The following is an 18359-nucleotide window of genomic DNA, read 5'->3' on the forward strand; positions in this document are numbered from 1 at the left end:
CTACCGCGCTTCCTGGTCGTTGTCCGGGCCCTGTGCGGCCCACACCGGCTCCCGCTCCAACCGCCGCCGGCCCGTCCCGTTCTGCCGGGACGGCCGCTCGCTCCGGCCGCGCAGCGCGGTGTGCAGCCCGTCCCACAGCGTGCCGTCGGTACGGTCACGCGGATCGGGGTCGATCAGCACCACACCGATCACCGGGATGCGCTGGTCCGCGAGTTGCCGTGCCACGGTGTGCAGCCACGCGGCGCTGCCGTGCCCGGCCCGTACGACGAGCACGGTCTGGGTGCCTAGGTACTGCAGATCGGTCCACGCCGTGCCCGGCGCCACCGAGCCGACGCCGAGCCGGCGCTCCTCGGGCGGCAGGGCCGCGGCGCGCTCGCCGCTGACCACGGTGGGGTCTCCCGGCTTCGGGCGGTGGTTCGCGAGGTGCGGGCCGGGCAGACCGTCGACGACGAAGACGGGCACCTCCGCCGTCATCGCCCTGGCGAGGTCCAGGGCGATCACGCTCGCGCTGCGCGCACAGCCCAGTTCCAGCAGCGACACCGGTTCCGTGGAACCGCGCACGGTGCGGGCGAGGGTCGCGGTGAGCCGTTCGCGGGTCGCCCTGGTCCGTCGGCGCCGCCCCAGCCTGCCCGACCGGCGGGGCAGCTCCGCAAGGACCGAGGCGCCCAGGTTCGCCGCGATGTCCCGGCGCAGCACGGGGCGATCGGCCACCACGACGCCGACCGCGGCCAGCGCGAGCCCGAGGACGAGCCCGAGGACGAGCCCGATCGCGGCGTCGGTGGCGGCCGCCTTGGGCAGCGACTGCCGCACGGCGCGCGGGGCGTCCACGATCTGTGTGCCGGCGATGACGTTGGGCGTGCCGATGCGTGCCTCCGCGGCGCGCTGGTCGAAGTCGGCGATCCGCGAGTTGAGCTCGGCGCGGCGGGCGAAGAGCGACTCGATGCTCGCCGAGGCCTGCGGGTCGCTGTCCGGCGACCGGTCCCCGATCTGCTTGTTGACCTCGGCCAGTTCGCTCCGCATGCGGGTTTCCTGGTCGACCAGGGCGTTGGCCTCGGCCTTCGCGGTGTCCCGCACCCGCTTCACATGGTCCGCGACGAACGCGTCGGCCAGCGCCTTGGCCCGGGCCACCGCCTGCGCGTCGCTGTCGCCCGTCACAGTGATCTGCAGCAGGTTGTTGGTCAAGCCGGCTCCGCGGTAGTCCCGCATGAAGTCCTCCGGCTTTTCCGAGGACTTGAGGGAATGCAGGGCCGATTCGGCGATCCGCGTGGTCCCCAGCAGCTGGACGTCGGTGCGGATCAGGGTTCCCGGGTCGTTCGGCTGGTCCTCCTCGTGCGCGACCAGCAACTTGGTCACCGCGGTCGGCGGCGGCGGCATCAGGACCGCCACCGCCGCGCCGGCCAGCAGTCCGAGCAGCGCCATGGCGGACCAGAGGCGGCGGCGCCTGCGCACCGACACCACCAGGGACTGCAGATCGAGCAGCGGAGTGGCCGCCGACGACTCCGAAGCTGTACTTGTCGTCACGCCGAGCCTCCCGTCGCGTGGCCGGGCATCGCGAGCGCCAGGGTGGCGTCGTCCGGAAGCTGGCTGCCCGACCGTGTGGGGCGGGCCTGGACCAGGCCGGCGACGACGACGCCGACGACCTCGTGCCTGCCGTCCGCGCACGCCTCGGCGATGCCGGCGAGCTCCTCCGCGGTCCAGCTGCCCGCGCTGAGAACGACCACGGCACCGGACTCGTTGACTCGGTCCTGCACCGTCGGCCGGTCCACCGAGACCTCCACCATCCGCAGCAGCGGATCGCTCTTGGCCTCGGCGACGAGCTGTCCGGCGGCCCGGCGGGCGATCTCGTCGCCGTCCGGTACGACGACCAGCAGCCGTCGAGGGGTGGGCAGTTGTTCCCGGAGTCGAGCGCACACCCGCCGATAGCGGATCCGCCTGTCGGCCTCGTCGCCGGACCGCTGCGGGACGGGCAGGTCCCACCGGGTGTCGACACCGAGGAACCGGCGGATCCTGGCCCGTGGGCCCCCGCCTTCCGGCCGGTGCGCGCTCCAGTCACCGGGCACGTCGACGGTGCCGAGGACCGCCGAGCCCAGCGCCGCGGCGATCTCGGGTTCGGTGCGCAGCCGGCGGTTCATCCGGGCTGCGACGAGATGGCCGATGACCGCGAGCAGGAAGAACAGCAGTGCTCCGGCCACGACGAGCTGGACCCTTGTCGGGGGCGCCTCGCCGGTCGGGCGGGGTGCCGGGCCCATGACGACCATGCCGGCCTTGTTGGTCGACGGGTCGGCCTGGTCCAGCTTCTGCATGGCATCCTCCAGCGAGGTGCGCAGGTTCTCGAGCGCGGTGCGGGCCTGGACGCTCTCCACGGTCTGCCCGGGATCGGCCGCCTTGGCCAGGTCGCTGATGCGGCGGTTGGTCTCCGCCACCTTCTGCCGCAGCGCCTCGGCTCCCGTGGCCGCCGCGGAGTCGGCGCCGCCCGAGACCCGCGCGGCGAACTTCACGAACTGCTGGGCGACCTGGTCGGACAGCTGCTGGGCCCGCTTCGGGGTGTCGGCCGTACCCGAGATCTTGATGATGTTCCCGTCGGAGGCCTTGGCGCTCACGCGATCCCGCAGATCGGTGCCGCTGACACCGCTCCAGTCGAGCGCGGTGGCCGCCTGGTCCACCACCGTCGAACTGGTCGCGACATCCACCTGGGTGAGCAGCTCGCGCTCCTCCCACTGCCCCGGCAACAGCACCGATGCCGAGGCCGTGTACCGCGGCGGGAACAGCACGGAGGCGCCGTAGCCGACGAGCGCGCCCACCAATGCGAGGGTGGCGAGAAGGCGCCACCGCCGACGGAGTATCCGCCCGATCGTGGCCAGACGAATCGTGTCTTCGTTCAACGCCCCGGCCTCTTCCTTGTCCGGACGGCCTTGCCGGCCGAGCCCGGGGTGCCGCAGGCGGCGGCGTACGCGGCGAGCAGCGAGGCCTGCGAGTTCCGCCAGGAGAGCGGACCGCTGATCCGCTCCTGGCCGATCTTGCCCATCCCGGCCCGCTTCTCCGGATCGTCGAGCAGCACCGTGATGAGCTTGGCGAACTCGGCCTCGTCGTTGGCGGGCGCGTAGACGGCGGCGTCACCGGCGGAGACGCGCGCCTCCTTCAGGTCGAACGAGACGATCGGCCGGCCCATCGCCATGTACTCCAGGACCTTGTTCATGGTCGACACGTCGTTGAGCGGATTGCGTGGGTCGGGAGAAAGGCACACGTCCGCGGTCGACAGGTAGCGCACCAGGTCGGCGTCCGGAATGCGCCCCGTGAACTGCACCTGCTCGGAGAGCCCGAGCTGCCGGGACAGCTCCACCATCGCGTCGAAGGCGTCGCCGGCGCCGACGAACACCGCGTGCCAGTCGGTCCGCCCGAACTCGTCACGCAGCTTCGCGAGGGCGCGCAGGGCGTAGTCGACGCCGTCCTGCGGGCCCATGACCCCGAGATAGCACAGCAGATGAGGCTTGCCGCGCTTCAATTGGGGCTCGGGCGGCACCGGTTGGAACCGCTCGATCGCGGGTGCGCTGCGCACCACGAAGACGTCCTCAGGGCGTCGGCCGCCACGGCGCACCGCGACGTCCCGGTAGCTCTCGTTCGTGGCGAGGACGATGTCCGCGGCCCGGTAGGTCCGCCGTTCCAGCGCGCACACGGCGCGGTAGAGCAGGTCTTCGCCGCGGTCGAACCGGGAGAGGTACAGCTCCGGCACCAGGTCGTGCTGGTCGAAGACGAACCGCGCGCCGCGCCGCTTCAGCCACAGTGCCGGCAGGAACAGCAGGTCGGGCGGGTTGCAGGCGTGGACCACGTCGACCGGGCCGACCTTGCGGGCCAGCCGGGCCGTGTGCCACAGCGCCGATCCGTATTCCCGCAGGTAGCCGGCGGGGCCTCCGGTGGCGGCGCGCAACGGGTAGCGATGGATGCGCACCCCGTCGATCTCCGCCTCCGGTTCGGTGTCCCGCTTCTCCCCCTGGGGGCAGATGACGTGCACCGTCCAGCCCGCGTCGCGCAGCGTCGTGCACTCCTGCCACACCCGCCGGTCGAACGGCACCGACAGGTTCTCCACCAGGATCAGCGCGCGACGGTTCGACCCGTCGCCGCCGGCTGTGTCGTCAAACGACGTGTTACCAAGCAAGGCCTATGTACCCCGGTTCGGTCCGGCGCTTCTCGGCGTCGGGAAGGTGGATGAGGTCGACGATCACCGGGCCGTCGCCATGGGGCAGCGCCGACAGGACGGCCGGATCCTTGGTCCCGACCAGGCACACCTCGGCGTGCTCGAGCACCTCGTCGACGGAGCTCGCCAGCAGCTGCGCGAGGTGCGGCAGCCGGGTCTCGATGTATTCGCGGTTCGCGCCGATCAGCCGGGACAGGCTCACGTTGGCGTCGTAGATCCGCAGGTCGTAACCCTTGCCGAAGAGCCTCTCCGCCAGCTCGACGAGCGGGCTCTCGCGGAGGTCGTCGGTGCCCGGTTTGAAGGACAGCCCGAACAGGCCCACCCGGCGCTTGCCGGTGCGCTCGACCAGCTCCACCGCGCGCTGCAGATGTGCGGCGTTGGAGGGCAGCACATGGGCCAGGATGGGCACCGAGACGTCGGCCCGCTGTGCCGCGTGGACCAGACTGCGCAGGTCCTTGGGCAGGCAGGAGCCGCCGAAGGCGAAGCCGGGCCGCAGGTAGGCGGGGCTGATGTTCAGCTTGCGGTCGGCCAGGAAGACGTCGATCACCTGGTGCGAGTCCACCCCGAGCGCCTGGCACACCGCGCCCAGTTCGTTCGCGAAGCCGATCTTGAGGCCGTGGAACGCGTTGTCCGCGTACTTGATCGCCTCGGCCGTCGGGATCGGGACCCGGAACACCTCGCCGGGCAGGCCGTCGTACAGGGCCAGCACCGCGTCGCCGCTGGCCGGGTCGAGTTCGCCGATGACGGTCTTGGGCGGGTCGAAGAAGTCCCGCACGCTCGTGCCCTCGCGCAGGAACTCCGGGTTGACCGCGACCCCGACGTCCACCCCGGCCGTGCCGCCGACGTACTTCTCCAGGATCGGTACGAGCAGGTTCAGGCAGGTGCCCGGGAGCATGGTGCTGCGGAACACGACGGTGTGCCGCCCGCCCCGCTCGGCCAGCGCCGCGCCGATCTCCTCGGTGACCCGCTCCAAGTAGGTGGTGCACAGGCTGCCGTTGGGCTCCGACGGGGTGCCCACGCAGACCAGCGACACCTCGCTGTCCATGATCGCCTCACGGACGTCGGCGGTGGCGCGCAGCGCTCCCGTCCGCACGACGTCGCTGATGAGCTCGCCGATCCGCTCCTCGACCACCGGGGCCTTGCCGTCGTTGACCAGGTCGACCTTCACCTGGTTGACGTCGACGCCGATGACCTCGTGACCCATGCCGGCCAGGCACGCGGCCGAAACGCAGCCCACGTAGCCGAGCCCGAAAACGCTGACCTTCATGACGCGTCCCCTCCCCCAGGCAGGCCCTTGTGGCCTGCGGTTCGCGCGCCGACCGGTCTACGGCCCCCGCGCATCAGTACGCCCCCTGGCCGTGGAGCACCGCACGCAGCGTCTTCCACAGGATCACTGTGTCCAGGGCCAGCGACCAGTCCTCCACGTACCGCAGGTCGAGGCGGACCGCCTCGTCCCAGGGCAGGTCGCTGCGTCCGCTGATCTGCCACAGGCCGGTGAGCCCGGGCTTGACCAGCAGCCGCCGCCGGATGTCCGGGCCGTACGCGGCGGACTCCTCCGGCAGCGGAGGCCGCGGACCGACGAGCGACATCGATCCGGTCAATACGTTGAAAAGCTGCGGGAGTTCGTCGAGCGAGTACCGGCGCAGCACCGTTCCCACCCGGGTCACCCGCGGATCCCGGCGGAGCTTGAACAGCAGCCCCGCGCCCTCGTTGAGTTCGATGAGCTCGGCACGTGCCGTGTCGGCCCCGGTGACCATGGTGCGGAACTTGAGAATGGTGAACTCGCGGCCGTCCTTGCCGACCCTGCGCTGGCGGTAGAACGCTCCGCCCCGGCTGTCCGCGAGCACGAGCAGCGCGACGAGCACCATCAGCGGCGCGAACAGCATCAACAGGATCGCCGCGCCCACTCTGTCGACGACCCCTTTGATCGCCCGGCGGCCCCCGGTGAAGGTCGGCATGCTGACCCGCAGCAGCGGGATCCCGAGCACCGCGTCGACGTGCAGGCGCGGGCCGGCCACCTCCATCAGCACGGGGGCGACGACCATCTCGGCCTCGCTGCCTTCGAGGTTCCAGGCCAGCCGCTGCAGCCGGTCCGGTGACCAGTGCGGGTCCGGGGTGACCGCGACGACCCGGTAGCCGTCGTGGTGGACGTGCTTGGCGACGTCCTCGAGCACGCCGATGACCCGCACTCCGTCCAGTTCGTCGCCCTCGATGCCGAGACCGTCGGTGGTGCACACCGCGTCCACGCGCCAGCCGAGGTGCGGGAACTTGCGGGTGCGGGCGATCAGGTCACGCACGGTGGCCGGGCTCCCGGCAGCGAGCACCGGTCTCAGGCACTGTCCGTCCTTACGCTGTTTGTGCAGCCTGAGGCGGAGCACATACCGCGCGGTCATGGTGACCAGCGCGATAGCGGGGATCGCGACGAAGATCCAGAGCTTGATGTTGCGTGAGGTGAGGGCGATCCCGCCGAGCGCCAGCACGACGGTCGCCGCGAACAGCGAGCGCCCCAGCCGGCGGAATTCCTCGGCACCCTGGCCGAGTACGGCCGGAGCCCACGCCCGGCCCACCGCAAGTGCTCCCAGCACCAGCAGTTCGGTGCCGAAGGCGAGTATCCCCCATTTCTCGTGCCAGTTGGCCGCGTCCCGGGCTCCGAAGAAGTTGCCGATCCCCGCCACCACGAAGGCGGTGGCCGAGGTATCGCTGATGATCACGGTACGGCGGTACCGCTGCTCCCAGTCGTTTGCCGACCGGTTGATCGCCCCTTTCGTCAGACGCTCGTGCGCCGACGGAAAGGGGCTGACTATTCCCCCCTGCCGCACAGAACCCCCCAGGTCCCCAGTGGTACGACGTGGATGCCAAACACCGTTCCTCCCCCCGGGAGCCCCCGCCCCCCGCAAAGTTCCGCCCCTCGCAGGGCCCCCCGCCCCACGCCGCGCTGTTCCTCTCCCGGGAGACACCGCACCCCCGCGCATGACCTGCCGGACACTTCAGCGCCACGTGAGCAACTCACCCTGGCGGCAGCGCACTTGCGCGTACCGCCAGCGTCTCGAGTTGCGCGGGAACCCACCGAAACCTCGGATGCTCCCCGCACCCGAAGCCCCCCTCGGGCTCCAAAAACTGATCACCCCCGGGCCTGGAGCTGAGACGTTTCTGCTTATTCGTCCGCAGCACTAGGCCCATAGATCGCTATTTGTCGCTCGTGTCCCAGCATGGGCAGCAAGGTCAATCTAGACCATGGACACCCGTCTGCAGAGGGGCATGTGTGGAATATGTGCTTACGATTTGAAGATTGGCCGATGAAGCCATCACCACAGCGGGTACTTCGGCCACCAAGGCGGACCTCGTGACCTGCGACGACGGGAGTCTCGGAAGCCTCAGGGCCGGTTGGCGGCTCCACTGGACGAGCTGTTGAACTCGCCTCGACAAGAGGCCTCGTGGACGGTCGCACACAGGCAGCCGAGGGCCGGTCCCGACGCATGTGAAAAGGGCCCCCGCAGGCTCCCGCCTGCGAAGACCCTTCGACCGTCGGGACGACAGGATTTGAACCTGCGACCCCTTGACCCCCAGTCAAGTGCGCTACCAAGCTGCGCCACGTCCCGGCCACGTCTCCCACGGATGTTCCGTGTGATCGCGCAGGTGAACCCTACCTCACACGCGCGGCCGGACCGACTGGCGGAAAGGTCAGCCCCGGGTGGTGACCGGCTCGCGAAGCTCCGTGGTCCCGGTGACGACCCGGCGCCCGGCCCACCGTACCGGAACCAGCAGGGCCGCCAGCGCCGCCGCCAGGCACAGCACCGCCAGCAGGGTGAAGCCGTGGGTGTAGCCGGACTCGTACGGCAGTCCCGAGGACTGCAGCTGCCCGGTGACCAGGACGCTGGTGACGGCCGCGCCGATGGAGCCGCCGATGGTGCGGATGTTGGCGTTCATACCGGTGGCGGCGCCGGTCTGGTCGGCCGGGACGCTGCCCACGATCAGGTTGGCCATGGAGGCGAAGGCGAGCCCGATGCCGAGGCCGAACAGGCCCGCGACCACGGCGATCTGCCACTGCTCGTCGTGCCAGAGGGCGAGGAAGCCGCAGGCCACCGCGCCCAGCGCGGCACCGGTCACCAAGAGGGACTTGGCGCCGACGACCGGCTCCAGACGGCCGCTGAGCACACCGGAGAAGAACATCGCCACCAGCATCGGCAGCATGAGCAGCCCGGCGGCGGTGACGCTCGCGCCGAAGCCGTACCCGGCCGACGACGGCGTCTGGACGAAGCCCGGCAGGAAGGACCAGATCGAGTACATCCCGGCGCCGAAGAGCAGCGCGGCGGCGTTGGTGGTCCGGACGGCGGGCAGGCGCATCACCTTCAGGTCGATCAGCGGGCTGCGGGAGCGGGCCTCGGAGTACAGCCACAGCGCGAACAGCACGACGGCCGCACCGAACAGACCGAGCACCCTGGCCGAGCCCCAGCCCCAGGTGCCCGCCCGGCTGAGCGGCAGCAGCAGCGCGACCAGCCAGGCAGACAGCAGGACGGCACCGAGCCAGTTGATGTTCCCCTGCGCCCGGTTGGGCGACTCGGGCACATACCGTACGGCGATGAGGGTGGCGGCGATCACGATGGCGACCGGGATCCAGAACAGCCAGCGGTAGTCGAGCGCGGTCACGATCGGACCGGCCGCCACCATGCCGACGCCACCGCCGGCGGCGATCACGGCGGAGAGGTTGCTGATGGAGCCACTCACCTGGGACGCCGCGAACTCGTCCCGGATGATGCCGAAGGAGAGCGGGAAGAGGGCACCGCCGACACCCTGGACGACCCGGGCGACGATGAGTACGCCGATGCTCGGCGCGAGCGCGGCGAGGAGACAGCCGACCGCCACGGTCACGAGGACGGCGACGAGCGTGCCCTTCTTGCCGATCAGGTCGCCGACGCGGCCGAGGATCGGCGTGAAGATCGAGGCGGACAGCAGATACGCGGTCATCACCCAGGTCACGGTGGACTGCGAGGTGTGCAGCGCGTGCTGGACGGTCGGCAGGGCCGGCGCGATCAGCGACTGGAGCATGGAGAACACGCCGGCACCGGTCGCGAGGACCGCGAAGGTGAGGCGGGTGGACGTGCGGGGCATGAAGAGCCTCTCCGAACACAGAGTGCGGCCGGAGCCTCGTGGGAAGCGGTCGCGGAAAGGACGATGGAGGCACCTCGACTGCTAAAGTGGAGGTACGCCTCCACTCTAGCGGAGGCAAGCCTCCGCTTCAACCCGTACCGGAGGTGCACCTCCGTTTCCTTTCCGGGAGGCAGCCGTGACCGCCCCGTCGTTCCCCGTCACCGAGATCGTCGCGTCCCGCCGGCCCCACCGGAAGGACGCCGCCCGCAACTACGACGCCCTGCTGGCCGCCGCGCGCGAGGCGTTCGCGGAGCACGGGGCGGAGGCCTCGCTGGAGGACATCGCGCGCCGGGCGGGCGTGGGCATCGGCACGCTGTACCGGAACTTCCCCACCCGTCGCCATCTCTTCGAGACGGTCTACGCGGACGACGTGAACACCCTGGTGCAGGTGGCTCAGGACGTCGCCGACCAGGAGCCCTGGCAGGCCCTTACCGCCTGGCTCGACCGGTTCGCGGGCTACATGGTGACCAAGCGGGCCGTCCGCGAGGCCCTCAACGACGAGTCGGAGATCTTCGCGGCCTGCCGGGACTCGATGTACGCGGCGGGCGGGCCGTTGCTCGAGCGGGCGCAGGAGGCTGGTCAGGCGCGGCGGGACATGGACTTCGTGGACCTGTTGCGGATGGTCGCCGGCATCACGGCGACGGCCTTCGACGACGACGCCCAGCGCGATCGGGTGTTGTCGATCGCGCTGGACGGGGTGCGCGTGTCGCGCTGAGCCGGTCAGCGCCTGAGAACTCGGGGCGACCGGCCGTTCGGCGGGTGCGGGTGGTGGAGCTGCCCGCGCAGTTCCCCGCGCCCCCAACCCGGCGCCGGGACCCCCGGTTCGGAAGCGCGGTCCGTCAAGTCACGCGGATTCGCAGCTCGTACGCGAGAGCGACCACGCGGCCCACGACAGGGACGGCCGAGCGGGCGGGAGCGAGCAGGAGAGGCGCCCCACCGGCCGACGACACCCTCGGCGCCCCCGAACCTGATCCGGCGCGCCGAACGCCGGCTCCCGCGTCCTCGCGGTGGCCGGCGTTCGTCCTCGCCCCCGGGGCGGCAGTGCGGGTCAGTGCGCGGCGACCAGTTCCCGCTCGCTGTCGGTGGCAGTTCTGCGGGAGCCGCGCAGGGCGGCGATGCCGATGAAGACCATGGACGACAGGCCGGCGATGGCGAAGGCGGTGAAGCCCCAGTCGCCGTTGCCGGAGGCGAGGAGCCGGCCGCCGAGCCACGGACCGAAGACGGCGCCGAAGCGGCACATGCCGGAGGTCCAGCCGACCGCGGTGGCCCGGTTGTCCGCGTCGGAGCTGATCGAGATCGTCGCGTAGATCATCGTCTGGGCACTGTTGAGGAAGACCCCCGTCGATGCTCAGGCTTCGACGCGGGGGTGGCTCCGAACCGTCAGCCGACCGGCGGCGTCCCGTGCGTGTGGAACGACGCGATGGTCTGCAGCCCCCAGGCCTGTCCCTTCTTCCGCTCCTCCTCGGTCCAGGTGACGAGCGGCCAGTCGGGCGCCAGAACCAGCCGGGTGAGCGGGTTGCACAGCTCGACGCGGTTGCCGCCGGGCTCGTAGACGTACAGGAAGAACGTCTGCTGGATGGCGTGCTTGTGGGGGCCCGTCTCGATGAACACGCCGGTGTCGATGGCGAGATCGGCCGCGCGCAGGACGTCCTCACGGGTGTCGGTCGCGAAGGCGATGTGGTGCAGCCGTCCCTCGCTGCCGGTCCAGTCCGAGGTGTAGACGACGTCGTACGACTTGTTCGTGTACGTCAGCCAGCGCGCCGCGATCGCCCCGCTGTCCAGCCGGATCTGCTCGGTGGGCCGGGCGCCGAGGATGTTCTGCTGGAACTCGGCGTTGGCGAGCACGTCGGCGGCGAGGAAGTTGATGTGGTCCAACCGCCGTACGCCCACTCCCCTGTTGGGCTTGGCCTGCGGCTGGTTCTTCAGCGCCGGCCGGAGTTCCTCGGGGGCCCGGTAGTACTCGCTCTCCCAGTAGAGGGCGTGTTCATGGCCGTCCGGGTCGGTGGTGACGTACAGCTTTCCCAGGCCGGGTTCGTCCTCGACCCACCTGCCCGTGCCGCCCGACTCCTCAACGGCCTTGATACGGCGGTGAAGTGCCTCCTCGCTGGAGGTGCGCAGGGCGAGCCGGCCGAGGCCGGGCTGTTCGCGGGCGGTGAGGACCAGGCTGTGGTGCTCGTAGTCGTCGTAGGTCCGCAGATACACCGTGTCGCCGTCCTGGCCGTTGACCGTCAGGCCCAGGTAGTCGGTGAAGAAGGCGACGCTGGCATCCAGGTCCGGGGTGAAGAGCTGGGTGTGGCCGATGTGGGCGATGTCGCCGAGCGGCGGAGTCATCGGTGACCTCCTGTGGGTCGGTCCGCGGCCCGGGGGAAGACGGTGCCGTCGAAGATCTTGCGGGCCGTGCGCACCACGGCGGTGCGCCGGGCGGAGGGCAGGCCGCCGGGTGTGGCGGCCAGCCTGCTCTCGATGTCCAGGAATCCCGTGGGGTGTTCTATGCGGACGCGTTCGCTGCCGGGATCGATCGCCGCGAGGCCGCTGCCCACACCGCCCTCGATCCGCAGGCCCGCGGCAACACTGGCCGCGCCCAGGACTCCGATGGAGGTGTGGCAGCGCACGGGGATGAAGGTGCGGGTGGTGACCGCACCGCCGTCACGCGGCGGTGCGAGCAGCGTGAGCTTGGGGACGGTGGCGTCGGACACGTCCCCGAGGCCCATCAGACGGCCCGCCGTCAGCCGTATGGCGTGCAGCCGGTCGGCGAGGGCGAGGTCCTCCTCCAGGTCCCGGGGCCGCTCGTAGCCGGTGACCTGGAGGGAGGCCGCCGCGATCAGGACGGTCGGCATGCCGTTGTTCACGCAGGTCACCTCGACACCGTCGATGACGTCGACGGCCTTGCCGGTGGGCAACAACTCCCCGGCGCCCGGCGGAAACTCGATCACCACGGGCGCGGCCGTCCCCGGCACGCCCGAGATCTCGGCGTCCCCCGTGTACCGCACCCGGCCCCCGGGGGTCGGGAAGGTCGCCGTCGCGTGGTCGCCGGTGTTGACCATACGGATCCGCACGGAGGTCTCCTGCTCCCCCGCCGGGACTAGTCCGCGCTCGACGGCGAACGGGCCGACGCCGGCGAGGATGTTCCCGCAGTTCTGACGGTCGCTCACCTCTGGCCGGTCGACCGCTACTTGGAGGAAGAGGTAGTCGACATCGGCCTCCGGGTCGACGGACCGGGAGATCACGGCGACCTTGCTGGTGAGCGGGTGCGCGCCGCCCAGGCCGTCGATCTGCCGCTCGTCCGGGCTGCCCATGATCCGCAGCAACAGGTCGTCGCGCCGGGCGGGTTCGGCGGGCAGGTCGTCGGCGAGGAAGTAGGCGCCCTTGGACGTGCCGCCCCGCATCAGCAGACAGGGCACCCCCTCGGTCACGGCCGCTCCCCCTCGTACTCCTCGTACGTCCGGTACTCCACCCCGAGCCTCTTCAGCGTCTCCCGCAAGCCGTAGCGGTCCAGGCCCAGTTGGCCCTCGACGAAGGCGGCGCGGGTGGCGGCCTCCTTGGCCTCGCGGGCCTCGGACCTCTCCACGGTCTCGGCCACCCGCTCGCGCGGGACGACCACGACACCGTCGTCGTCGGCGAGGATCACGTCGCCCGGGCGGATCACCTGGCCGTCGATGGCGATCGGCACGTTGACCGAGCCGCCCGTGGCCTTGACCGTGCCCTGCGAGGAGACCGCGCGGGACCAGGCGGCGAAGCCCATGTCACGCAGCTCCTGGGTGTCCCTGATGCCGGTGTTGGTGACGACCCCGCGCACCCCGCGCTGCTGCAGGGCGGTGGCGAACAGCTCGCCGAACAGGCCGTCCGTGCACGGCGAGGTGGTGGTGACGACGAGGAGGTCGCCCTCGCCGCACTGCTCGACGGCCGCGTGGATCATGAGGTTGTCGCCGGGCCAGCCGATCACGGTGACGGCCGTGCCCGCGACCCGTACGCCCTGCTGGACGGGGCGAACGGCCGGGCCCAGCAGGCCCGTTCGGCCCATCACCTCGCTGACGGTGGCCACGCCGTACCGCGCCAGCGCGTCGACGTCCTTCAGGTCCGCCTTCGGCGGGTTGGTGACGATCACGCCCATCACGCCAGCTCCTTCGCGATCTGCGGGTAGGGGCGCATGTACGCCTCGGCCATGGTCTTGTGGGCCAGACCCAGGTTCGGGCCCGCGTTGCGCTTGAGCTGGACGCCCCGGCGGACCGCGAGGTCGGTGTAGTAGTCCCACAGGTGCTGCTGGGCGCCGAGGCACTCCATGGCCTTGCGCTTGGTCTCCCACACTTCGGTGATGTCGAGGAGCACCTCGGGCCTGAAGCCGCTCATCTCGGGCTGGTGGGGCTCGAAGTAGAAGACGGGCGGGGCACCGATGATCTCGCCCTCGCCCGGGTAGCCGATGGCCTGCGCCAGGATCCGGGCCTCCAGGGCCATCCGGTTGGCGGCCGGGTGGTCGCCGTTGTACGGGTCCTCGACCGGGTGGGTGAGCACGACGTCGGGCTGGGTGGACCGGTAGACCTCGACGAGCTCGTCGGTCAACTCGGCGGTGGCGACCAGCGGGTAGTCGCCCGCGTCGAAGAAACGCACCTCGGCGCCGAGGGTCGCGGCGGCGCGCTCGGCCTCGTCCCGGCGTATCGCCTTGATCTCGTCGAGCTTCCTGCCCTCGCGCCAGGCCTTGGCGGACTCCCCGCGTTCACCGAAGGTCAGACAGGCGATGGTGACCTTCTCACCCCGGGAGGCGGCCAGGGCGATGGCTCCGCCCGCCCGCCACACGAAGTCCCCGGCATGCGCGGTGATCACCAGTGTCGAACGTGGAGTGGCGGGCGCGCCTGACTGCGTCATTACGGACATCTCCTTGAAGTGGACAGGTTCGCGCCCGCCTCGCGCGGCTCAGTCGCGCAGCGCCTCGATCACGCTGGTGAGGTGGGCGCGGACGGCCTTCTCTGCCGCCTGCGGGTCCCTGGCCCTGATCGCCTCGATCATCGCCAGATGCTCGTTCAGGGAGTGCTGCGGCCGTCCCGGGCGAAGCGCCAACTGGAAGCGGTGGCGCACCAGTTGGGCGTTCAGCCGTTCCAGCAGATCCACGGCGGTCCGCTGGCCCGAGAACTCCCGCACCCTGGCGTGCAGCTCCTGGTTGAGCTCGGAGTAGGTCATCGGCTCGCCGTCGGCCACCGCCTTGGTCATCGCCGTGCCCAGTTCGGTCAGCTCGGCGAGCTGCTCGTCACTGGCCAGGGTCGCCGCCTTGGCCGCGCACAGCCCTTCGAGGACCATGCGGCACTCGGTGATGGCGACCGCCTCCTCGACGGTCACCACCCGCACCCGGGAACCCCGGTTGCGGATCCGCTCGACGAGGCCCTGGGCCTCCAGATCGATGAGTGCGGCCCGGATGCTGGCCCGTGTCACACCGAACTGCTCGGCGAGCTCGTTCTCCACCAGCCGCTGCGCCGGCGCCATCTCGCCATGCAGGATCGCCTGCCGCAGCTGCGCGAGCGCATGCTGCTTGGCCTGCTCCCCGGTGCTCGGACGGGCTTCTTTCGGCATCGCTGCCCTCCCTGAGTGAGTGCCTGTCGAACGTAAAACTAGCCAAACAAGATTGTCAACAATTTTGTCCGCCGTATCGCGCTCATGGCTACCGGCGCATGCATCCGTGTGTACGGGTTCCAGCCGCAGCGTCCGCCGCGCCGACCCGGCACCCGGCCAACGCCGAGACGTGGACGTACGCGTCACGGACCGGTCACCGAGAGCTCCCGGCGGAGGCCCGGTCGGGGAGGTCGAGCGGGGTCTCGGCGTGGGCGACGAAGTCGTGGACCAGTCGGCGGAAGAGCGTGGCGAACCGCTCCAGGTCGTCCGGGGTCCAGTCGGCGAGGGCCAGCTCGACGCCCCGGCGGCTCGCCTCGCGTATGCGCTCCACCGCCGCGAGGCCCGCGTCCGTGAGTTGCACGAGCTGGGCCCGGCGGTCGTCCGGGTCGGCGATCCGCACGACGTGCCCGATCCGCTCCAACTGCCGCAGCTGCCGGGTGACATGGGAGGCCTCCACGGACAGCCGGACCGCCAGTACGCCCGGACGCACCGGGTCGCTCGCCGCGATGTTCCGCAGGATGGCCACGGCCGCCCGGTCCAGATCGAGCCCGGCTGCCGCCATCAGCCGCTCGTGCTGCCGGGCCCTCCCCGCCACATAGGTCATTCGGCTGAGGACGTACTCGATCTCGACCACGTTCGCCGACACACCTGCCGCCGACGCGGGATTCTGTGCGGACATGGCGCCACTCCAGAGGTAGTTGCCTAACTTAAGTAAGCCCCGATTGATTGCTTGACTTAAGTAACTCGCGTGTGCTTGCCTAAGTCAAGTAAGACGGCACAGACAGGGCCCGCCTCGAGCGGACGCGGGCCCTCGCGCCCGACCCGTGGGGACGGGGAACGGCGCGGTCCCGGGCCCGGCGGGCGGACCGACTCCCCCCTGTCCGGCGCCGGGCCCGGCGACACCCCCGCCGCACCCCTGCAGAAAGTGAGACACCCCATGGCCACGATGAAGTCCGTCCACGCCGACTACCCCTCCCCCGGCGGTGATTACGGCCTGATCGGCATGCGTGAGCGGGTCCGTTCCGCGGGCGGGCGGATCCGTACGGGCCGTCTCGTCCAGGGCGGCTTCCAGGCAGGTCGTTGTCGAGTAGCCGTACCAGCCGGGCGGTCACCAGGAGGAAGCGGCCGTCTGAGCCGTGCTTTCCAGTCCATCATAAATTGAACTTGCTTAAGTCAATCAATTGCGATTCACTTGAGTGAGTCAAGCAATACCCAGGTTCCCGACCGGAGGCCCAGCCATGTCCGACGCCCTTGCCCAACCCGCCGAAGCGGGGTCGTCAGCCCCGCCGAAGCCGAACGCCGTGGTAGCGGTCCTGGCGCTGGCCGGAATCGTCGTCTCGCTGATGCAGACCCTGGTCATCCCGATCGTTCCCGAGCTGCCCAAGCTCCTGCACGCGGAGCCCTCCGACACCGCCTGGGCGGTCACCGCCACCCTGCTCGCCGCGTCCGTGGCCACGCCGGTCGTCGGGCGGCTCGGCGACATGTTCGGCAAGCGCCGGATGCTGCTGCTCAGCATCGTGCTGCTGGTCTCCGGTTCGCTGGTGTGCGGCCTCGCCGACTCCCTCGTCCCGATGATCATCGGACGTGCTCTGCAGGGTCTGGCCGCCGCGGTCGTACCGCTCGGCATCAGCATCATGCGGGACGCGCTGCCGGCCGACCGGCTGGCCGGGTCCACCGCGTTGATGAGCGCCTCGCTCGGCGTCGGTGGCGCGCTGGGGCTGCCCGCCGCCGCGTTCATCGCCGACAACTGGAACTGGCACATCCTGTTCTGGGTCTCGGCCGCCCTCGGTGCCGTCGCCTTCGTCCTTGTCCTGCTGATCGTGCCCGAGTCCAAGGTGCGCGCCGGGGGCCGGTTCGACCTGGTCGGTTCGCTGGGTCTGTCGGCCGGTCTGGTCTCGCTGCTGCTGACCGTGTCCAAGGGCGGTGACTGGGGCTGGACGAGCGGCACCACCCTGGCTCTCGGCGCCGCCGCGGTCGTGATCCTGCTGTCCTGGGGCTGGTGGGAACTGCGCAGCCCGCAGCCGCTGGTCGACCTCCGGACCACCGCCAAGCCGCAGGTGCTGTTCACCAACCTCGCCTCGATCGCGCTCGGCTTCTCGATGTTCGCGATGTCCCTGGTGCTCCCGCAGCTGCTCCAGCTGCCCGAGCAGACCGGCTACGGTCTCGGCAAGTCCATGCTGACCGTCGGCCTGGTGCTGGCCCCGCAGGGCCTGGTGATGATGGCCATGTCCGCCGTCTCCGCGGCCGTCACCAAGGCCAAGGGTCCCAAGGTCACGCTGATGATCGGCGCGCTGATCGTGGCCGCCGGCTACGGGCTCAACATCATCCTGATGTCCGAGATCTGGCACCTCGTCCTGGTCTCCTGCGTCATCGGCGCCGGCATCGGCTTCACCTACGGCGCGCTGCCCGCCCTGATCATGGGTGCCGTGGACCCCACCCAGACGGGCGCCGCGAACAGTCTCAACACGTTGATGCGGTCCCTGGGCACCTCGTTCGCCAGCGCTCTCGCCGGTGTGATCCTGGCCCGGATGACCACCAGTTTCGGCGGCACCGCGCTGCCCTCGGAGAACGGCTTCAAGGTCGTCATGGCGATCGGAGCGGGCGCGGCGCTGCTCGCCTTCGCCGTAGCGACCTTCATCCCACGCCGGCGTCACGCCACCCCGCAGCCCCCGTCCGACGAACCGACGAAGCCGACGGAGGTCGGCGCCAAGGCGTAAGACCGGTTCCTGTACCGGGCTGACCGGCCGTCGCTCCCTGAGGGGGCGGCGGCCGGTCGGTGTTCTCCGGGCAGCGGCCGCCGTCAGCCGTGAGTTCACGGAAAGCTCGCCCGGCCTGGAAGGACCCGAGCCCGTACCCCGCGGCCCCTCACTTGATCACCGCGTTCGCCACCACGACCACCACGCCCAGCATCGCGTCCACCGCCCCGATGGTGATCGCGGCCGGCCAAGTGCGGTGGGACCAGCGGGCCGTGACCAGGCCCAGGGTGAACAGGAGGGTGATGTTGAGGGCGAAGGCCGGGTACTCGACGCCGTTCGCCGGCCACCAGCCCCAGCCCGCGCCGGCCAGGACGACGGCCGTCGGCAGGACCGCCGCGACCAGGGGCCACTCGTCGGCGAGGGTGCGCAGGGCGTCCCAGCGGCGGTGCGGGGCACGCTCGGCGATGAAGTGGGCGTAACCGTGGGCGAGGGCGGAGGCGAGGGCGGTGACCAGGAGCCACACGGCGTCGTAGCGGCGGCTGTCCCGGGAGGTGTGCCCGTACTGGCTGAGCGCGGCGACCATGGAGCAGGCCAGGACCGAACCGTAGACGCCGCCGAACAGAACGGCCTCACGTGTGCCGTGCCGGTGCGGCCGGGACGCGGCAGCCTCGGTGTCCGCCATGCCCTCCACGATCTCCCGGGCCGCGAGCCGCCGCCAGTTCGCG

The 18359-nt window shown here is 70.8% G+C and carries 15 protein-coding genes, 1 tRNA gene and 1 pseudogene; 2 read left to right on the top strand and 15 right to left on the bottom strand.

Features of this window, described 5'->3' with window-relative positions; genetic code table 11:
* From BFN33_RS18105 to BFN33_RS18135, 7 genes are all read right to left on the bottom strand, one after another.
* Positions 1-1521 (bottom strand): Wzz/FepE/Etk N-terminal domain-containing protein, encoded by a 1521-nt coding sequence (locus BFN33_RS18105; RefSeq protein ID WP_069761093.1) that lies wholly within the window; start codon positions 1519-1521, stop codon positions 1-3.
* Positions 1518-2882, bottom strand: coding sequence for a Wzz/FepE/Etk N-terminal domain-containing protein (locus tag BFN33_RS18110; protein ID WP_069761094.1), 1365 nt, complete (start codon positions 2880-2882; stop codon positions 1518-1520). The genes BFN33_RS18105 and BFN33_RS18110 overlap by 4 nt, the downstream gene beginning before the upstream one ends.
* Entirely contained in the window at positions 2879-4153 is a 1275-nt protein-coding gene (locus tag BFN33_RS18115) for a glycosyltransferase family 4 protein (RefSeq protein WP_069761095.1), read from the bottom strand. Before BFN33_RS18115 ends, BFN33_RS18110 begins: the two co-directional genes overlap by 4 nt.
* Positions 4143-5459 carry a nucleotide sugar dehydrogenase gene (locus BFN33_RS18120; protein WP_069761096.1) on the bottom strand — a complete coding sequence of 439 codons (1317 nt, stop codon included), beginning with the start codon at positions 5457-5459 and terminating at the stop codon, positions 4143-4145. The genes BFN33_RS18115 and BFN33_RS18120 overlap by 11 nt, the downstream gene beginning before the upstream one ends.
* Before the next feature lie 73 nt (positions 5460-5532).
* Positions 5533-7011, bottom strand: a complete 1479-nt coding sequence (locus tag BFN33_RS18125; RefSeq protein ID WP_079140872.1) for a sugar transferase — start codon at positions 7009-7011, stop codon at positions 5533-5535.
* Between the two features lie 706 nt (positions 7012-7717).
* Positions 7718-7791: transfer RNA gene (locus tag BFN33_RS18130), tRNA-Pro, on the bottom strand.
* Between the two features lie 82 nt (positions 7792-7873).
* Entirely contained in the window at positions 7874-9301 is a 1428-nt protein-coding gene (locus BFN33_RS18135; RefSeq protein WP_069761098.1) for an MFS transporter, read from the bottom strand.
* A 175-nt stretch (positions 9302-9476) separates the two neighbouring features.
* Between BFN33_RS18135 and BFN33_RS18140 the strand changes: the two genes are divergently transcribed.
* A complete protein-coding gene (locus BFN33_RS18140; protein ID WP_069761099.1) occupies positions 9477-10055 on the top strand; it encodes a TetR/AcrR family transcriptional regulator in 579 nt (192 codons plus the stop codon).
* A gap of 333 nt (positions 10056-10388) precedes the next feature.
* On the opposite strand, the pseudogene BFN33_RS18145 reads toward BFN33_RS18140, so the two are convergent.
* The 7 genes and pseudogenes from BFN33_RS18145 to BFN33_RS18175 all read right to left on the bottom strand — a co-directional run.
* Positions 10389-10682 (bottom strand): annotated as a pseudogene (locus BFN33_RS18145) (MFS transporter); the annotation flags it as partial.
* A gap of 38 nt (positions 10683-10720) precedes the next feature.
* The gene (locus BFN33_RS18150; RefSeq protein WP_069761101.1) at positions 10721-11671 is read right to left on the bottom strand and encodes a catechol 2,3-dioxygenase; all 951 of its coding nucleotides are present in this window, start codon (positions 11669-11671) and stop codon (positions 10721-10723) included.
* The gene (locus tag BFN33_RS18155; protein WP_370743298.1) at positions 11668-12753 is read right to left on the bottom strand and encodes a 4-oxalomesaconate tautomerase; all 1086 of its coding nucleotides are present in this window, start codon (positions 12751-12753) and stop codon (positions 11668-11670) included. The genes BFN33_RS18150 and BFN33_RS18155 overlap by 4 nt, the downstream gene beginning before the upstream one ends.
* On the bottom strand, positions 12750-13454 hold the full coding sequence (locus BFN33_RS18160) for a 4-carboxy-4-hydroxy-2-oxoadipate aldolase/oxaloacetate decarboxylase (RefSeq protein WP_069761102.1): 705 nt from the start codon (positions 13452-13454) through the stop codon (positions 12750-12752). Before BFN33_RS18160 ends, BFN33_RS18155 begins: the two co-directional genes overlap by 4 nt.
* Positions 13451-14200 carry a PIG-L deacetylase family protein gene (locus tag BFN33_RS18165; protein ID WP_069761103.1) on the bottom strand — a complete coding sequence of 250 codons (750 nt, stop codon included), beginning with the start codon at positions 14198-14200 and terminating at the stop codon, positions 13451-13453. Before BFN33_RS18165 ends, BFN33_RS18160 begins: the two co-directional genes overlap by 4 nt.
* 48 nt (positions 14201-14248) lie before the next feature.
* Positions 14249-14899 (bottom strand): GntR family transcriptional regulator, encoded by a 651-nt coding sequence (locus BFN33_RS18170; protein ID WP_069761104.1) that lies wholly within the window; start codon positions 14897-14899, stop codon positions 14249-14251.
* Between the two features lie 193 nt (positions 14900-15092).
* Positions 15093-15617: a MarR family winged helix-turn-helix transcriptional regulator gene (locus BFN33_RS18175; RefSeq protein ID WP_069761105.1), complete on the bottom strand. Its 525-nt coding sequence runs from the start codon at positions 15615-15617 to the stop codon at positions 15093-15095.
* A 559-nt stretch (positions 15618-16176) separates the two neighbouring features.
* Here BFN33_RS18175 and BFN33_RS18180 point away from each other — a divergent pair.
* Positions 16177-17655, top strand: coding sequence for an MFS transporter (locus BFN33_RS18180; protein ID WP_069761106.1), 1479 nt, complete (start codon positions 16177-16179; stop codon positions 17653-17655).
* Between the two features lie 148 nt (positions 17656-17803).
* On the opposite strand, the gene BFN33_RS18185 is transcribed toward BFN33_RS18180, so the two are convergent.
* Complete coding sequence (locus tag BFN33_RS18185; protein WP_069761152.1) at positions 17804-18316, bottom strand: hypothetical protein; 513 nt, start codon at positions 18314-18316, stop codon at positions 17804-17806.
* Positions 18317-18359: the final 43 nt, after the last annotated feature.

Source organism: Streptomyces sp. LUP47B, from assembly GCF_001746295.1.
In the GTDB taxonomy this organism is placed as follows: Bacteria; Actinomycetota; Actinomycetes; order Streptomycetales; family Streptomycetaceae; genus Streptomyces.